This is a genomic window from Embleya sp. NPDC008237, from assembly GCF_042956465.1.
Lineage (GTDB): Bacteria > Actinomycetota > Actinomycetes > Streptomycetales > Streptomycetaceae > Embleya.
This window is the reverse complement of sequence record NZ_JBIBGL010000013.1, coordinates 143847-159476: the sequence shown is the minus strand read 5'-3', so window position 1 is coordinate 159476 and position 15630 is coordinate 143847. Positions and strand designations below refer to the sequence as shown.

Sequence of the window (15630 nt, the reverse complement as noted above, 5' to 3'; positions counted from 1 at the left end):
GGCCGGTGGGCGGGTGAGCACCCGGGACGGGCGGGTCTGTCGAGTCAGCGCCCGGGCGGGTGGACTGCCGGACGGGTCAACGCCGGGGGCGGGGCCAGGGGCGGGGCCGAGGGCGAGCCAATGCCGGGCGGGCCAACGCCGGGCGGGCAGCCCTTGGGCGGGTGGCCTGCCGGGCTGGTGCGCCCTGAGCAGGCAGTTTGCCAATCAGGTAGGGGCAGGCGATGCGCCGCGGGTCGCGGGCAGTCGCACTTGCCAGACGGCAGATTCCGGAGGCCGGATGCCGGACTGCGAACGAAACCCGCCCTCCCCCGGCGACCTACGCCGTCCCCGCTCCCACCCACGTCCAACTCGTCGTCGCCACCAACGGATCCCCCGGCCGCACCAGTTGCTGCGGCGGGCCGACGAGGCCGTTCGGTGGGCCGGTTTGCGGCTCCACGCACACGTGCTCGGGGGGCAGGTCGTATACCACCGTGTAGTCGCAGTCCGAGGTCATCCGCAGCCGCAACGCACCCGGCCACACCAGCGTCGCGTCCACCCCGCCGGGGGTCCCGTAGCAGTCGTCCCGAGGCCCCGGCAGCGGGGGTATCCGGCGTCCCGTCGGCAGGTAGTCGGCGCCGCGCTCCTCCTGCCACGCGGGCGTGAAGGACAGCTCCAGCTCACCACCGACCGCCAACTGCCGCCGGAACCACGGGTGCCACCCGGCCTGCGCGGGGAAGGTCGCATCCTCCGACTCGATCCGCAACACCGTGATCAGCCCGTCGGGTATCAAGGTGAAGGTCTGCTCGACTCGCCCCGCGAACGGCCACGGGTCGGTCAGCACGAACTCGAAAGCCGCCGAAGTCGCGTCCCCGTCCACCTGCTTCCAGGACCCCCGATAGCCGAGCCCGTGCAGCGCGTGCGGCGCCGCGTCTGCCGGGAACTCGTGGACCGCGCCGTCGAATTCGAACCGGGCGCCACCCATCCGCCCCACCCACGGCACCATCGGGTAGCTGCCCCACTCGGCCGGCCGCTCGCCCTCGGTCCGCAACAGTTCCAGCCCTTGCACCCGCAGCGAGCCGAGCCGGCACCCGGCGTCCGGCAGAATCCGCGCCTCGGCACCTTCGGAACGCAACCACACTTCGCCGTCGATCATGGTCGCAGATTACGCGTAGCGTTCCCGAAGCTGCTTCTTGAGCACCTTTCCGGACGGATTCCGCGGCAGCTCGGAGACGATCTCGATACGCTCCGGAAACTTCTGCCGCATCACTTCCCGAGTGTCCAGGAAATCCCGCACCGTACCCACATCCGGCAAAATCGCCGGATCCGTCGGCACGATCACCGCGCACACCAATTCACCCCGTTCGGCGTCGGGCAGGCCGATCACGGTGACCTCCGCAATGGCCGGGTGTGCGTCGAGCAGGTCCTCGACCTCCTTGGCGCTGATCGTCTCGCCCTTGCGCAGGATGACGTCCTTGAGCCGCCCGGTGATGTACACGTTGCCCTGCTCGTCCACCCGGCCCAGGTCGCCCGTGCGCACCCGCCCGACCTCGTCGAACGCCTCGGCGTCCAGCCTCTTGTCCACATAGCCGCGCATCACCTGCGGCCCGCGCACCCGCAACTCGCCCTCCGCGCCCACCGGCACCGCCGCGCCGTCCGGTCCGACCACGGTGACCTCCACCCCGCGGGTGGGCCGGCCCTCGGCCCGGGCCAGCGCGTCGTCCGGGTCGTCCGGGCCCGCCATGGTCAGGATCGGCGCCTCGGTCATCCCCCATCCGGCCAGGATGCCCACGCCGCCCAGTTCGTTCTTGATCTCGTGGTGCAGCCCCGGCGGCTTGGGCGCGCCGCCGCCCGGGCAACTGCGCAGTTCCGGAAACAGCGGGTCGCCGGCCGGCCGGCGGCGCTGCGCGGCCAGCCATGCCTGGTGGAAGACGGTGCCCGCGCCGGCCAGCGTGACCCGCTCGCGGCGCAGCAGTTCGGGCGTCTCCTCGGGGTGGAATGCCTCGGTCAGGATCATCGTGACGCCGTGGGTGAGCGCCGCGGTCAGCCACGTCGTACAGCCGCCGATGTGCGCGAACGGGAAGACCAGGGCGACCCGGTCCCGCTCGTTCGCGCCGATCCGGTCCGCCATGCCGACGCCCGCGGCCATGATCGTCGCGTCGGTGTGCCGGGCGCCCTTGGGGTCGGCGGTGGTTCCGGAGGTGTAGAAGTACCAGCGCACCGGGGCGTCCTCGGGCGTGCCGGGCACGGTCGGCGGAGGCGGCAGTACGGCCGGGTCGCCGGTGGGCAGCGGTTCGTCCAGGACGAGCAGTTCCAGGCCCGGGACCCGGTCGCGCACCCGGCGGGCCAGTTCCGGGTAGTCGTAGCCGCGCCACACCGGCGGCACGATCAGCATCGAGGCGCCGGTCTGCCGGGTGACGAAGACGAGTTCGCGTTCGCGCTGGACGGGCATCACCGGGTTCTGGATCACGCCGAGCCGGGACAGCGCTCCGACCAGGACGACGGATTCGAGCCGGGTGGGCAACTGCCAGGTGACCGTGTCGCCGGCGCCGAGGCCCTGGGTGTGCAGGAACGCCGCGGTGGCCTCGGCCGCGTCGTGGAACTCGCGGTGGGTCAACCGTCGGCCGCGCTCGTCGACCAGCAGCTCACCGTCGGGCGACCGGGCCGCCCGCGCCTCGATGGCCGCCCAGAGGCTCGTATGTGTCACCGTCGTGCCCTCCTCGCCCCGCCCGTCCCGAATACCTATCAGGAACGGTCGCGACCCGACAGAGCACCGACACCGGGCCCGGCCGCGGCCCGCACTCCGACCCGCGCGCCCGCCCGACACGCACACCGGTTCGACCGCTCACGGTTTCCCCGGCCGAGACGGATACTCGCACGGGCCTCACAGGCCTCATGGATCACACAAATCGCGTAGGCCGCACAAGTCACACAGGCTGCGCAGGTCTCACAGGCCCGCGGGCCCGCAGGCCTCACAAGTACAGAAAATGCGGCGAAACCACGATCGCCGAAGGCACCAGCAGCGCCGCCGCGGTCAGCAGCCGCAGCCCGGCGGAGGCAACCGGAGCGCCCACCCGGACGCCGGCGACGGCCACCTCGGGGTGTGCGGTCGCCTGCACCTGATGCACCGTGAGCTCCTCCTGGCGCTGTTGCGGCCACGCGAAGCACGGACAGAACGGCCCGCCCGCCTGCCCGGGCCCGGACAGCTTGACGATCGCCCGGCGCAGATTGACCCGGGCGATCGAGCCGCGCACGTCCGCGTCCGCGGCCTTCTCCGACAGTTCCGCCGCGTGGTCGGCCCACTCACCGAAGAACCGCAGCGTCGGGTAGGCGTCGGCCAGCGTCTCGGCACAGACCATCCACTGTGCGTCGCGCCGGCGCAGGTGCCCCGCCATGTGGGTGAGCACCGCGTTCAGCTCCTCCGGGCGAAGCAGGTCCAGGGCCCGCGTGGTGGCCTCCACGCGCGGCGGTCGGGACGGCAGCAGCACCAGGCGCGGCGCCTCGTCCTCGACGATCACCAGACGCGGTCGACCGCCGGCCTCCTCGTCCAGGAGCGGTGCGCAGTTCTCCAGCCGGTCCAATTGCACGCGCAGCGCCCGTCGGTAGTCGCGGGTGGCGCCCGCGCCCCGGCGCCAGCCGAGTGCGAGGACCACCAGCGCCAGCACGGCGACCACGATCTGCACGACCAGCGGCACGTGCGGCATGCCGATGCGCGGGTCGAAGCCGGCCGCCCGCATCGGGGCGATCCACAGGTCGGGCGTATAGACCGGCACGGCCAGCGCGAACGAGGCGAGTACACCGCCGGCGGCGGCCCGCCAGGCGCGTTGCACGTGACGCGGGCTGAAGCCGCTGCGTTCGGCCCGGCGCAGGACGCGGGGGGCGGTCACCAGGATGGCCGCCGCGAAAGCCGTCAGCACAAGTCCGTACAACACGTCCTCGCCGCCCCTTTCTGGCCTCGTCACCGCCGTGCCCGTTCGGCCCTGCAACGGTTCTAGGCGCCAAGTGGTTTCCGCGTCCAGGAGACAGGCCACATCGGGCGGGTGATTTATTCGGCGGATACCAACCACCCGGTGGTATTGCGGACCCGATGCGAACCCGGATCGAATCGGTGTGGAAACCGAATCGAATTGCATCGTCCCATCTCCACGCGCGTAATTTCGAACCCTTGGGAGTGCCTTCATGCACGAGATCTCACGTTCTGCTGTGATCGCTGCCACACCGGACAAGGTCTGGGCGGTAATCGGCGACTTCGGCGCCCTGGGCGACTGGCACCCGGTGGTGCCGCCCAGCACGATCGAGGGCGGCGGCGACGCCAACACCCCGGGCGCGGTGCGGGCGTTCGCAATCGACGGTGACGTGGTCTCGCGCGAGGAACTGCTCGGCCACGACGCGGACGCGCACCGGATGACATATCGCCTGATCCAGGCGCCGTTGGCGGTGAGCGACTACGTCGGCTCCCTGGTGGTGCACCCGCACCCGGACGGCAGCGAAGTGATCTGGTCGGCCACCTACGAGGCCGACGACGACCTGGTGGAGACCATCGACGCGGTGTTCGCCGACGGCACCTACGGCGCGGGTCTGACCGCCCTGCAGGAGCGCTTCGCGTAGGGCCCGCCCCGGCGCATCCCGGCGGGTCCACGTCCGGCAAGTCCGGACGGGCCCACGTCCCGGTGGATGGCGGGCCCGTCCCGGCGGGCCCGCCTCCCGGCGGATGCGACCCCGCTCCGGCCGACGCAGCTCCCGGCAGCTCCCGCCCGGTCCCGGACGGTCTCGGCCGGCCCACCGGGCTCCCTCGGACCAGGCCCGTCCCACCCGCCGTGCTCCGCCCCGCCCGCGTCGCCCCGCTCCGGTGATACCCGTCGGCCCCGGCGCCCGGACCCGCCCGGGACGACCCCCTGGGCGCCCCGACCCGAACGTCGGGAGCGCCCGAGCAGGCGTCACATCCGAGCCTGGCCCACCACCCGCACCCCCTCGTCCGCCGCGCGCCAGGCGATCCGCAGGCATCCGCTTTCGTCGAGCACCGGCACCGGCACCGGTTCCGGCACCCGCACCGGGCCGCTCGCCGAGTCCGCGGCGAGCGAGACGAACTCGTTCCACTCGTCGCCCTCCGGCCCGGTCTGATCGCTGACCCACAACCGGCCGTCCGCGCCGCCGACGACGACCACGACCCGACCGTCACCCGCGCCGATCGCCCGCACCCCGCCGACGTCCCCATCGGTCCCGCCGACCCCACCGGGCAGCGGCTCGGGCTCGCTCCAGCCGTCCTTGCCCCGGGTCGAGGCCCACAGCGCTCCGTCGTTGCCGAGGGCCACAACCTGCACGCGCCCGTCCGCACGCACCGCGAGGGTCGGCGCGCGGTCCCCCATCGCGCCGTCGAAGGCGTGCTCGAAGTCCTCCCAGTAGCCGTCCGGCCCCTGTTGCCGGATCGACCACACCCGGCCCGACGTGGTCACGTGCACGACCACCTGCCGCCCCTCGCCGTCCCGGACGCCGGCGATCCCGGCGATCGAGTCGCCACCGAGGCGTTCGGCACCGGACCAGCGGCCTTCCGGGTCGGCGGTGTCCGACCACACGTGCCACAACGCGCCGTCGGTGCCCTCGTAGAAGACCTCCGGCCGACCCGACGCACCGAAACCGACGATCGGATCACCGACCAGATTGTCCGCGAGGGTTTGGCCAGCGAGCCAGGTCACGTCGTCGGCGGCCCGGCGCAGCAGGCGCAGCGCGTGTTCCTCGGCGCGGAAGAAGACCATGATCCGTCCGTCGAGGGAACGGGCCGCGACCGGAGCGCCGTCGATCGGCTCCCCCAGGTCGACCCACGGCGTCCACTCCCCGTCCGGCTGCTCGGTGCGCGACCACACGTGGTGCCCACCGGCGTCGTGCCCGAAGACCGAGGCCCGCCCGTGTCGATCGATCGCCATGCCGGGAAGCCCCACGGTCGTGCCGCCGAGATCGGTCGGCGCGGCCCAACTCGCCGGCCGGGCCACCGGCAGCGCCCCCGCCGACCCGACGAACGCCTGCCGAAACGAACCCCGCCCGAGCGCCACCACGGACGGCACCGCGTCGCCCGCCCCAACACCGGCCTCGTCGCCGGCCGTAACCCCGGCCCCGTCGCCGACCGCATCGCCGCTCCCATCGCCGGCCGTAACGTCGGCGGCATCGACGACCCCGCCGCCGGCCGCATCCCCAGTCGTGTCACCGGCCGTATCACCGCCCACGTCACCGGCCATTTCGCCCGCCGAATCGACGATCGACACAACCACACCATCTCCCGCCGCCGTGCCGATCACCACCGCCCGGGTTCCCCCCGAAGTGACCTCGACCGCACCGGCGTTCGGCGTGTCCACGCTGCCGATCACCGCGCGCGCGAGCGGGTCCACGATCCACAGGTCGCGGGCATCGCCGGGCACCACGTACAGCCGGGAGCCGTCCGGTGCGACCGCGACGTCGGTGGCGCCGCCGTCGATCGCGATCGTGCCGAGGGAGCCCAGCGTGGCCGCGTCCAGGATGTGCACGCCGGCCGCGCCGGCGACGTACAGGGCCGCGCCGTCCGGCGAGCACGCCACGCCCCGAGGCGCCCTGGTCGTGCCGACGACCGTGGCGCCGGTAGCGAGATCCAGCCCGGCAATCGAATCCGTGTCGCACATGCCCAGATAAAGCCTGCCCCCACCGGGAGCCACCGCCACCGACGTCACCCGAGCCCCCGGAGCCGCCGGAGCCGAGGGAGCCACCGAAGCGGGCAACGGATGACTGCGCACCACCGTGTTCAACGTGGGACTGAGCACCTCGACCGTGTTCGACCCGGAGCCCTGGTCGTCGTCGGCCGGATGGGACACGAAGTAGACGGCACTCCCGTCCGGTGCCACGACCGGCAGGTGCGGGCGATCCGCGGCGATCCGGCCCAGCACCACCGGCATCTCGGTATCGATCACGGTGATCACGCCGTGCTCCGGGGAGGTGACGTACACGGATCCGCCCGGGACCGCGGCCACCCCGTGTGCGCCGGGCACGTCGATGGTCGCGAGTGCCGTGCCGGTGACCACGTCCAGGACGGTGACCGTGTCGGATCGGTGGTCGGTGACGTACGACTTGAGCGTCGCGAACGGCGGCGGTCCGCCGGGTATCGCGATCGAGTGGGCCATGGCATGCCTCCGCAGGCGTCGTGGCGGTCCATCGGGTACGTGCTGCCGGCGCTCGGGACAGACCAACAGCCCGCGGACGCACTGTCAATGGACCGCCACCGACAGCGACCTCGATCGGCCGCGCGTATCGCATGGTGAGACGATCGCCGTATGCTTCGGCCACCCCGAACCGATCTTGAGGTAACCATGCATCGCAGCGACACGGACCACGCCGCGGCCGCGCTCGGCATCGACCTGCCCGTCCTGGAGGCGGTCCAGCGCCGGATCCTGTGGCTCGCCACGCGCATCGTCGACTCCGCCAACCACGACCGGCCGAACGCGGACGGCATCAAGGTCGGCGGCCACCAGGCGTCCTCCGCGTCGCTGGTGTCCGCGATGACCGCGCTGTGGTTCGCGCACCTCGACGGCCCGGACCGGATCAGCGTCAAGCCGCACGCGTCGCCGGTCTTCCACGCGATCCAGTACCTGCTCGGCAATCTGGACCGGTCCTACCTGACCACGCTGCGCGCCAAGGGCGGGCTCCAGTCGTACCCCTCCCGGACCAAGGACCCGGACCGCGAGTGGGTGGACTTCTCCACCGGCTCGGTCGGCCTGGGCGCGGCGGCCCCGCTGTTCGGCGCGGCCACCCGACGCTACGTGGACGCGCACTTCGGAGCCCGCCCCGCGTCCCGCTTCGTCGCCCTCCTCGGCGATGCCGAGCTGGACGAGGGCAACATCTGGGAGGCCATCGCGGACCCGGCCACCCAGGGCCTGGGCAACGTGATGTGGCTGGTCGACTTCAACCGGCAGTCGCTGGACCGGGTGGTGCCCGGGGTGCGGATCGACCAGTGGCGCGGCCAGTTCGAGGCGGCCGGCTGGCACGTGGTCGAGGTCAAGTACGGCCGCCGGCTCCAGGCCGCGTTCGAGCGGCCCGGCGGCGCGGCGCTCAAGGCGTGGATCGACGCGATGCCCAACGAGCAGTACCAGGCCCTGTTCGGCCTCGCCGACAAGGACGTGCGCGCGCACTTCCTGGACGGCGCCCCGGCCGACGTCGCGGACACCGTCGCGGATGTGCCCGACGCCGAACTGCACGCGCTGGTCACCGACCTCGGCGGGCACGACATCGCCGCGCTGCTGGACGCCTACCGGCGCTGCGACGAGGTCACCGACCGGCCCAGCGTGGTCTTCGCCTACACCGTCAAGGGCTGGGGCCTGCCCATCGCGGGCAACCCGCGCAACCACTCGGCGCTGCTGAGCACCGATCAGGTCGCCACGCTGCGCGCCGGGTTCGGGCTGACCGAGCGCACCGAGTGGGACCGCTTCGACGCCGCCACCCCCGAGGGCATCCTGGCCGGGCAGCGCCGCGAACACCTGGCCCGCGCGCCCAAGCCGGGCCCGCTCGGCGTCCCGGTCGCCGCCGCCACCGGTCAGCGGATGACCAAGCCGGTCTCCACCCAGGAGACCTTCGGCCGGGTCCTGGTCGACCTCTCCCGCGACCCGGCGTTGGCGCCCTACCTGGTGACCACCGCACCCGACGTGGCCACCTCCACGAACCTGGCCGGCTTCATCAACCGCACCGGCGTCTTCGCCCCCACCGATCGCCGCGCGTGGTCCGGCGAGGGCGCGCTGAAGTGGATCGAGGGCCCGAGCGGGCAGCACATCGAACTGGGCATCTCCGAGATGAACCTGTTCCTGCTGCTCGAACAGCTCGGCCTGGCAGGCGACTTGTCCGGGCAGCCGCTGATCCCGATCGGCACCGTCTACGACCCGTTCGTGTGCCGCGGCCTGGACGCGTTCATCCACGCCGTCTACTCCGGCTCGCGGTTCATCGTGGCCGGCACCCCCTCCGGCGTCACGCTCGCCCCCGAGGGCGGCGCGCACCAGTCCACGATCACCGCGTCGATCGGGCTCGAACTGCCCGGCACCACGCTGATCGAGCCCGCGTACGGGACCGCGCTGGACTGGCTGCTGTGCGACGCGGTGGGCCGGATCGCCGGCGGCCCGGACCACGGCGTCGAACCGGACAACGGCGCCTACTACTTCCGGCTCACCACCCGGCCGATCGACCAGGCGCCGTTCGAGGCCGCCCGGACCCGACTCGGCGACGCGCTGCTGCGCCGCCAGGTGCTCGCGGGGGCGTATCGGCTTCTGGAGGCGCCCGATCTGCCGGGCGCGCCGAGCGTGTACCTGGCCGCCTCCGGCGCGGTGTTGCCCGAGGTACTGACCGCCGCGCACGAGCTGCGCGACGAGGGCATCGCCGCGCACGTGGTGGACATCACCTCGGCCGACCGGCTCTACGGCGCCTGGCAGCGCACCCTGCGTCAGGGAGTGCGCACCGCGACCACGCCGTCCGCGCCGGGGGCGCTGCGCACCGCGTTCCCGCATCGGGCGCCGGTGGTCACCGTGCACGACTCGTCCTCGCACACGCTCGCCTGGCTCGGTTCGGCGCTCGGCGTGCCGAGCGTGCCGCTGGGCGTGGACCAGTTCGGCCAGACCGGCCGGATCGAGGACCTGTACGAACTGCACGACCTGCTGCCCGGTTCGATCGTCAACGCGGCGCTGGCCGCGCTCTCGCTCGCCTGACCGGACCCTCACCCGACCGAACCGCCGCCCGACCCCCGCCCGACCGAACCGCCGCCAACCGCCGCCGGCCGCCGACCCGGGGCCGGCGGCCGCCCCGGCACGCCCCGGCTCGCTCACGCGTACGGTATGCCTGCTGACGGAGCGTCCGACGATTCGAGGAGCTGTGCATGCGTCACGGGGGCATGGGACGACGGTGGAGCACCCGGGCGGCGGCGGGCCTGACCGCCGCCGTCGTCCTGACGGGGTGCTCGTCCGACTCAGGCGACAAGAACGACAAGGGCGACAAGGACAGGAAGGCGGGCGGCACGGGGGCGCCGACCGGCGGCGCCGCGGCGCCCGGCGGGAAGGGCGACCAGGACCCGAAGGCGGTCTGGGCCGCGCTGCTGGCCGCGACCACCACGCAGCAGGTGGTCGAGTACCGCGGGGTGCGGACCTCGACCGGTGACACCGCCAAGGAGCAGACGGTCCGCGAGGACCTGTGGTCCTGGTACGACGCCGCCGGCAAGGCGGCTTTCACCGACCGCGCGTACCAGGTCGCCGCGGGCGCGCCGGTCAAGCGCGCCTCGTGCGAGGCGGGCCGGGAGTGGAGCTACAACAACGCGCTCAAGCAGTGGACGGACACCAAGCGGCCGTGCGTCGTGGACATGGCCCGCGAGGGCAAGTACGTCGGCGACGGCATCCTGCCGACCGGGCTTACCGTCGAGCAGGCCAAGACCTTCGCCGGCCAACTCGACGCCACGCCGGGCTGGTTGACTCCCTCGGCGGTGGAACCGGCGCAGCAGAACGGCAAGTCCTACCTGCGGCTGACCGTGGACCTCAAGCCGCAGCCGAGCGGCTCCGGTTCGAGTGTGAACACCGATCTGCTCCTCAAGGCGTTCCGCGCCACCGTCGCCGACTTCACCAAGGGGCCCTACCAGATCGAGAACTTCGGCCAACAGAGCGGTTCGCCGGTGCGCGCGGTGTTCTGGCTCGACCCGGCCACGCACCTGCCCGCGTATTCGGAGGTGAGCACGACCGTGGTGGACAAGGGCGTGGCCACCGGCGCGGTTCGGCATCTGCGCACGGAGTACCTCTTCGGCGCGCCGGCGCCCAGGCCGGATCGCGGCACGCTGGTCCCGGTGCCCGCCCCGAGTTGGCCGGAGCAGGGCACGAAGCCGCCGCAGGTCTGAGCGCCGGGCACGACGCGCGAAGGGCGGGTCCGGGGTCCGGACCCGCCCTTCGCGGTGTGCTCAGCGTGCGGCGAGCGCCGCGAGCGGTTCCCGAACCGGGTCGAGCACCGCGCTCAGCCACGCGGTGTGTTCGTGTGCGGCCAGCCACGCGTCCAGCTCGGCCAGCGGCACGTACGCGACGTCGTCGACCTCCTCCGGGTTGAGCCCGAGGTCGTCACCGGCCAGGCCGACGAAGAGGTGGTTGAACTCCTTCTCGACCAGGCCGGAGACCTCGTCGGTGACGTCGTAGGTCACCAGGCCGGCCGATTCGAGCACGGTGGGCTTGACGCCCAGCTCCTCGGTCAGTCTGCGCAGCACCGCCTCCTTGGGTTCCTCGCCCGGGAAGGGGTGGCTGCAACACGTGTTGGACCATCGGCCCGGCGAGTGATACTTCGTCAACGCCCGACGCTGCATCAACACCCGGCCCTCGTCGTCGAGGAGGAAGACCGAGAACGCGCGGTGCAGTCGGCCCGGCGGCTGATGAGCCTCCAGTTTCTCCGCGAGGCCGATCGTGTTCCCTTGTGGGTCCACCAACTCGACCATGACCCGACCGTCCGGCTGCTCCTGCGCCATGTGCTCTCCCTGCTGTTTCGGCCTTGCCTGCACAGTATCCGGCGGGCGAGTCACGGGTCCGCGATACCGCGCCGACGCCCGCCCCATCGTTGTCCGGCCCACTACATCGTTGTCTGTACGGCGGAATCCCACCTGCCGACGATCCCCCGGCGGCCTGCGCGGGACAGGCTGGTGGAGTCCGCTCGCCGGCGCCCTCGTCCCACCGGGGCGACCGGCCGGGCACCCACTCCCGCTCCCACTCCCGAGGAGGAGATCGCCGTGGTCGTCGCCATGATCGTGGCCTGCGAGGTTGGCTTTTGGGTGTTGATCGCCCTGGGCCTGCTGAGCCGCTACGCACTGCGTCGCCGCCGGCTGAGCAACGTGTTCCTGTACGGCACGCCGCTGCTGGAGGTGATCCTGCTCGTGGTCGCCGTGGTGGACCTGCGCGGCGGCGCCACCGCCGGAGCGCGGCACGGGATCGCCGCGTTGTACATCGGGACCACCGTGATGTTCGGCCACCGGGCGATCCGGTGGGTGGACCAGCGGGTGGGCTATCACTTCCTCGGCGGACCGCTGCCGTGGCGGCCGCCGCGGCGCGGCGTGGACCGGGTCCGCTACGAGGCGATCGAGTTCGCCCGCACGCTGGGCGCGATGGCGATCGCCGGTGCGCTGCTGGGCCTGCTGATCCTGATCACCGGGGACGCGGAGCGGACCGAGGCGCTGACCGGATTCTTCGGCGCACTCGGCGCGATCACCGCGATCTCCCTGGTGATCTCGGTGGTGGGTGTGTTCGAGGCCTTCGGCAAGCCGCCCAAGCCCAAGCCCGCGCCGCGCAGGCTGCGCGATCGCGTACACGCCTGACCCGCCCGGCGCCCGGGTCCCGGGGTCGGCCCGGATGCCGTCCCGCAGCCCGGCCCGGGTCCCGGACAGGCCTCGGCCCCGGAACACGTGGGAGGTGTTCCGGGGCCGAGGCGCAAACGGTGGTGGGCGTTCAGCCCATCATCGCACCGGCCATGTTCGCCGCACCGGCGAGGAAGTCGGCCGGCGCCGCGGAGTCGCCGCCCCGGGCGTGGTGCGACTGCTGCTCCGGGCCGCAGTCGTCGCTCGGCGCGTGGTGCGGCGGCGGCGGGAGCTCGGGCGGACAGTCGTCGACCGGCGGGGCCGGCGGCGGGCAGTCGTCGACCGGGGGAGCGTGGTGCGGCGGCGTGTGGTTGCCCGGGTGCCCGGTGGGCATCGGGGTGACGTGGTCGCTACCGTCGGCGTTGATGCAGGTGTTGCCGAAGGTCGGGTTCAGCGCCGCGATGATGTTGACGCTGTTGCCGCACACGTTGACCGGAATGTGCACCGGCACCTGGATGTTGTTGCCGGAGAGCACGCCGGGCGAGTCCACGGCGGCGCCGTCCGCCTCGGCCGACGCGAACGCCTGGCCCCCCATCGCAACCGAACCGCCGAGAATGGCGGCGGTGACGACCGCACCCTTGGTGAGCTTGTTCACTGGTAGTTATTCCCATCGATCGATAGACGGTGGAACCGAAGTTCCGGGACGTCCAACGCCCGAGGGGGCGGACCGGTGACGGGGGGCGCGCGAACTTCCCCCGTAAGTAGCAACCCGCGTGTGACGAGACGTCAGACCGCGCTACCGACGGGGGAATCCGGGCACTGCACGCAATCGGCTCAACGAGCCGGGTGTCGCTCGATCACGCGCGGGCGATTGCCTCGTGATGGTGAATCACCTCGGCGACCAGGAAGTTGAGGAACTTCTCCGCGAAATCGGGGTCCAGCTTGGCGCTCTCGGCCAGTGCGCGCAGGCGGCGGATCTGCACCGCCTCGCGGGCCGGATCGGCCGGCGGCAGCTTGTGCTCGGCCTTGAGCACGCCCACCCGCTTGGTGCACTTGAACCGTTCGGCCAGCAAATGGATCAGGGCGGCGTCGATGTTGTCGATGCTGTCCCGCAGGTCGAGCAGCTCGGCGGGCTTGCCGGGCGCCTCGCCCGACGTTTCGTCAGTGGTTCCGTTGGCCATAACGGGTGACCCTACCCGGCGACGTCACACCGGCGAACGGACGGCGTTCCGGAGTCGGGCGCGAGATCCCCGAGGCGCTCGCCGTCGTCGCCTCATCGCGTGATCGGAGGAAATATCACCACCTGTCATCTCTCGTTCTGCCAGGTGTCACATCGCCACCTGCGGGGGACCCTCTGAGTACGGTCCGCGCCGTCGGCTGTCCCTGCCCCGGCGCAACGACCGTTCGGCGGTGCTCAAGGGGATGCGGCCGGGGCTGCAGTAGGGGGCGAGCGACATGATGGAGGAAGTGCGTCTGACGCCGAGCGAGCGGCGGATGCTGGAGGAGATCGAGTACGAACTGCGCAAGGACCAGGAACTGGATCTCGCGCTGCGTACCATGCGCCCCTCCCGCAACCGCCGACGGACCGGCGCGCGCGGCCGTGTCGTTCCGGGCGCGGGCTCGATGCCGGCCTCGAAGCGGGCCCGCCGCAGGCTGCGTCGACCCACGCTCTCCGGCACGTGGCACGTGCTGCTGGTGGTGGTGCTGTTCGCGGCGGTCTTCGCGGCCCTGGCCACCACGTCCGGCGTCTACCTGCTGGTGATCGCGTTCGCGCTGATCATCATGGGCTGCACCACCACGCTGGTCTGGCTGTGCGTGACCTTCCTGTTGCGGCGCGGCGGCAAGACCTGACCGCACATCGTTCGACGCGGGCCCCGATCACGGCGCCGGTCGGCGGGCCCGGTGGTTGCGGCTGCCGGTCACCCGGCTGAGCCCGCGCCCGCGTGCCGCGACCATCAGCGTGCCCGCCGGGGCCGCGACGCCGAGCATCAGGGCCGCGTCCAGCGCGCCCATGCCCCCCTGGCCGATCGAGTAGAACACCAGCGCCAGCGCCGCGAACATGCACATCAGCACCGCGGCGGTCATCCGCTCGGCGCGGCGCCCTCGGGTGAGCAGCCACAGGCAACCGACCAGACCGACGCACAGCGTGACCAATGCGGCGATAGCGGTGGTGGTCATCGCGCCTCCTCGTCGTGCTGCCTGCGACCCCGGACGGGCCCTGTCCGACCGATTACCCCAGGTGATCGCGTCGAAGCCGCAATCCCACCGGAATCGAATCCTAACCGGCACCTACCCCCACCGGGTATACGATCGGCGACGTGACACCCACCGCACCCCCCTGCGGGGGCCTCGCCCGGCTGGATCTGCTCAGGCGCCTGGGCGCCGCGACCGTGCGGGTGACGCTCGCCGTCGAGCGCTGCCGCCGCACCTGCCCCCGCCACCCTGCGTGATGTCGCCGTGACGGTCGCGTCGAAAGCGGGAAACGACCGCGCGGTCCGCTCCGGGCGGCATCGCCTCCGGCGACAACGGCCGGCCGCCGCGGGCCGGCCGCCGCACCGCGGCGGGCTCCGACCAAGTGTTCGCATCCGGGCGGGAGTTCGATCTCGGCCGGGGATTCCGACCCCGGCCGGCGGTTCGGCTGCGATCGACGATCGGGCTCCGATCGCGGTGTCAGCTCCGATCGGGCGTGAAGAACGGCAACACCCGCTCCTCGCCCGTCGGCCGCAGATCCACCCGTACCCGCATGCCCGAGTGGATCTCGGTCGGTTCCACCTCGACCAGATTGGTGAGCATGCGATAGCCCTCGTCCAGGTCCACGATCGCCACCGCGTACGGGTCGCCGACTTCGCGCGCGGCGGGCCGGCGCACCACGGTCCAGCTGTACACACTGCCGCGCCCGGCGCTGGTGGCCCACTGCAACGCGCGCGACGAGCAGCCGCGGCACATCTCGGTGGGGGCGAAGTTCGCCGTCTCGCACGCGCTGCAGCGCTGATAGCGCAACTCCCCCGATTCCGGGGGCACCCGCATCGAGGCGGCGGGGGTCACGGGTACACCGATCTGCGGTCCCAACACGGGTGTCACGGCCTTTCCGTTCGGTCGTACTTGCTCCGGCCCGTCGATGTTCGAAACGAGCGTCGCTGCATGCTCGCGCACCAAGCACGCGGTTGCCGAATCGGCCGCGTCTCGGTTCCCGTTCGCCGATCACACCCCCCGTGGGGAGGACGTCGACAGGACTTCTCGGCCAAGTCGGGGACAGGGCTTGCGTGATTGGCGCAGGATGGGTAGCGCAAGTGATCCGCCACGGCGCGTAATCGTTCCGCGCGGGCTCGGGGTGGGGACGCACGGCAGAG

At 72.3% G+C, this 15630-nt stretch carries 15 protein-coding genes; 6 read left to right on the top strand and 9 right to left on the bottom strand.

Annotation, left to right across the window (positions count from 1 at the left end; all coding sequences use genetic code 11):
- Positions 1 to 316: 316 nt before the first annotated feature.
- The 3 genes from ACFZBU_RS30910 to ACFZBU_RS30900 all read right to left on the bottom strand — a co-directional run bounded on the left by ACFZBU_RS30910 (position 317) and on the right by ACFZBU_RS30900 (position 3908).
- Positions 317 to 1132 (bottom strand): aldose 1-epimerase, encoded by an 816-nt coding sequence (locus ACFZBU_RS30910; RefSeq protein ID WP_391586985.1) that lies wholly within the window; start codon positions 1130 to 1132, stop codon positions 317 to 319.
- Between the two features lie 9 nt (positions 1133 to 1141).
- Entirely contained in the window at positions 1142 to 2683 is a 1542-nt protein-coding gene (locus ACFZBU_RS30905; protein ID WP_391586984.1) for a class I adenylate-forming enzyme family protein, read from the bottom strand.
- Positions 2684 to 2948: 265 nt separating this feature from the next.
- Positions 2949 to 3908, bottom strand: a complete 960-nt coding sequence (locus ACFZBU_RS30900) for a hypothetical protein (protein WP_391586983.1) — start codon at positions 3906 to 3908, stop codon at positions 2949 to 2951.
- A 247-nt stretch (positions 3909 to 4155) separates the two neighbouring features.
- Between ACFZBU_RS30900 and ACFZBU_RS30895 the strand changes: the two genes are divergently transcribed.
- Positions 4156 to 4584 carry an SRPBCC family protein gene (locus ACFZBU_RS30895; RefSeq protein WP_391586982.1) on the top strand — a complete coding sequence of 143 codons (429 nt, stop codon included), beginning with the start codon at positions 4156 to 4158 and terminating at the stop codon, positions 4582 to 4584.
- Between the two features lie 329 nt (positions 4585 to 4913).
- Here ACFZBU_RS30895 and ACFZBU_RS30890 read toward each other — a convergent pair whose 3' ends face one another.
- On the bottom strand, positions 4914 to 7118 hold the full coding sequence (locus tag ACFZBU_RS30890; RefSeq protein ID WP_391586981.1) for a hypothetical protein: 2205 nt from the start codon (positions 7116 to 7118) through the stop codon (positions 4914 to 4916).
- A 186-nt stretch (positions 7119 to 7304) separates the two neighbouring features.
- On the opposite strand from ACFZBU_RS30890, the gene ACFZBU_RS30885 reads away from it, so the two are divergent.
- Together ACFZBU_RS30885 and ACFZBU_RS30880 are read left to right on the top strand one after the other, a co-directional pair.
- A complete protein-coding gene (locus tag ACFZBU_RS30885) occupies positions 7305 to 9680 on the top strand; it encodes a pyruvate dehydrogenase (RefSeq protein WP_391586980.1) in 2376 nt (791 codons plus the stop codon).
- A gap of 167 nt (positions 9681 to 9847) precedes the next feature.
- Positions 9848 to 10849, top strand: coding sequence for a hypothetical protein (locus ACFZBU_RS30880; RefSeq protein ID WP_391586979.1), 1002 nt, complete (start codon positions 9848 to 9850; stop codon positions 10847 to 10849).
- Positions 10850 to 10909: 60 nt separating this feature from the next.
- On the opposite strand, the gene idi is transcribed toward ACFZBU_RS30880, so the two are convergent.
- Positions 10910 to 11461, bottom strand: a complete 552-nt coding sequence (gene idi, locus ACFZBU_RS30875) for an isopentenyl-diphosphate Delta-isomerase (protein ID WP_391586978.1) — start codon at positions 11459 to 11461, stop codon at positions 10910 to 10912.
- A gap of 258 nt (positions 11462 to 11719) precedes the next feature.
- Between idi and ACFZBU_RS30870 the strand changes: the two genes are divergently transcribed.
- Positions 11720 to 12301, top strand: coding sequence for a hypothetical protein (locus tag ACFZBU_RS30870; protein WP_391586977.1), 582 nt, complete (start codon positions 11720 to 11722; stop codon positions 12299 to 12301).
- A 130-nt stretch (positions 12302 to 12431) separates the two neighbouring features.
- Here ACFZBU_RS30870 and ACFZBU_RS30865 read toward each other — a convergent pair whose 3' ends face one another.
- Both ACFZBU_RS30865 and ACFZBU_RS30860 read right to left on the bottom strand, forming a co-directional pair.
- The gene (locus ACFZBU_RS30865) at positions 12432 to 12935 is read right to left on the bottom strand and encodes a chaplin (RefSeq protein ID WP_391586976.1); all 504 of its coding nucleotides are present in this window, start codon (positions 12933 to 12935) and stop codon (positions 12432 to 12434) included.
- A 202-nt stretch (positions 12936 to 13137) separates the two neighbouring features.
- On the bottom strand, positions 13138 to 13461 hold the full coding sequence (locus ACFZBU_RS30860) for a chorismate mutase (RefSeq protein WP_355542352.1): 324 nt from the start codon (positions 13459 to 13461) through the stop codon (positions 13138 to 13140).
- Between the two features lie 274 nt (positions 13462 to 13735).
- Here ACFZBU_RS30860 and ACFZBU_RS30855 point away from each other — a divergent pair, with 274 nt between their 5' ends.
- Positions 13736 to 14131 carry a hypothetical protein gene (locus tag ACFZBU_RS30855; protein WP_391586975.1) on the top strand — a complete coding sequence of 132 codons (396 nt, stop codon included), beginning with the start codon at positions 13736 to 13738 and terminating at the stop codon, positions 14129 to 14131.
- Between the two features lie 27 nt (positions 14132 to 14158).
- On the opposite strand, the gene ACFZBU_RS30850 is transcribed toward ACFZBU_RS30855, so the two are convergent.
- Entirely contained in the window at positions 14159 to 14458 is a 300-nt protein-coding gene (locus tag ACFZBU_RS30850) for a hypothetical protein (protein ID WP_391586974.1), read from the bottom strand.
- 140 nt (positions 14459 to 14598) lie between these two features.
- On the opposite strand from ACFZBU_RS30850, the gene ACFZBU_RS30845 reads away from it, so the two are divergent.
- Positions 14599 to 14730: a hypothetical protein gene (locus ACFZBU_RS30845; RefSeq protein ID WP_391586973.1), complete on the top strand. Its 132-nt coding sequence runs from the start codon at positions 14599 to 14601 to the stop codon at positions 14728 to 14730.
- Between the two features lie 220 nt (positions 14731 to 14950).
- Here ACFZBU_RS30845 and ACFZBU_RS30840 read toward each other — a convergent pair whose 3' ends face one another.
- Entirely contained in the window at positions 14951 to 15361 is a 411-nt protein-coding gene (locus ACFZBU_RS30840; protein WP_391586972.1) for a Zn-ribbon domain-containing OB-fold protein, read from the bottom strand.
- Positions 15362 to 15630 lie beyond the last annotated feature (269 nt).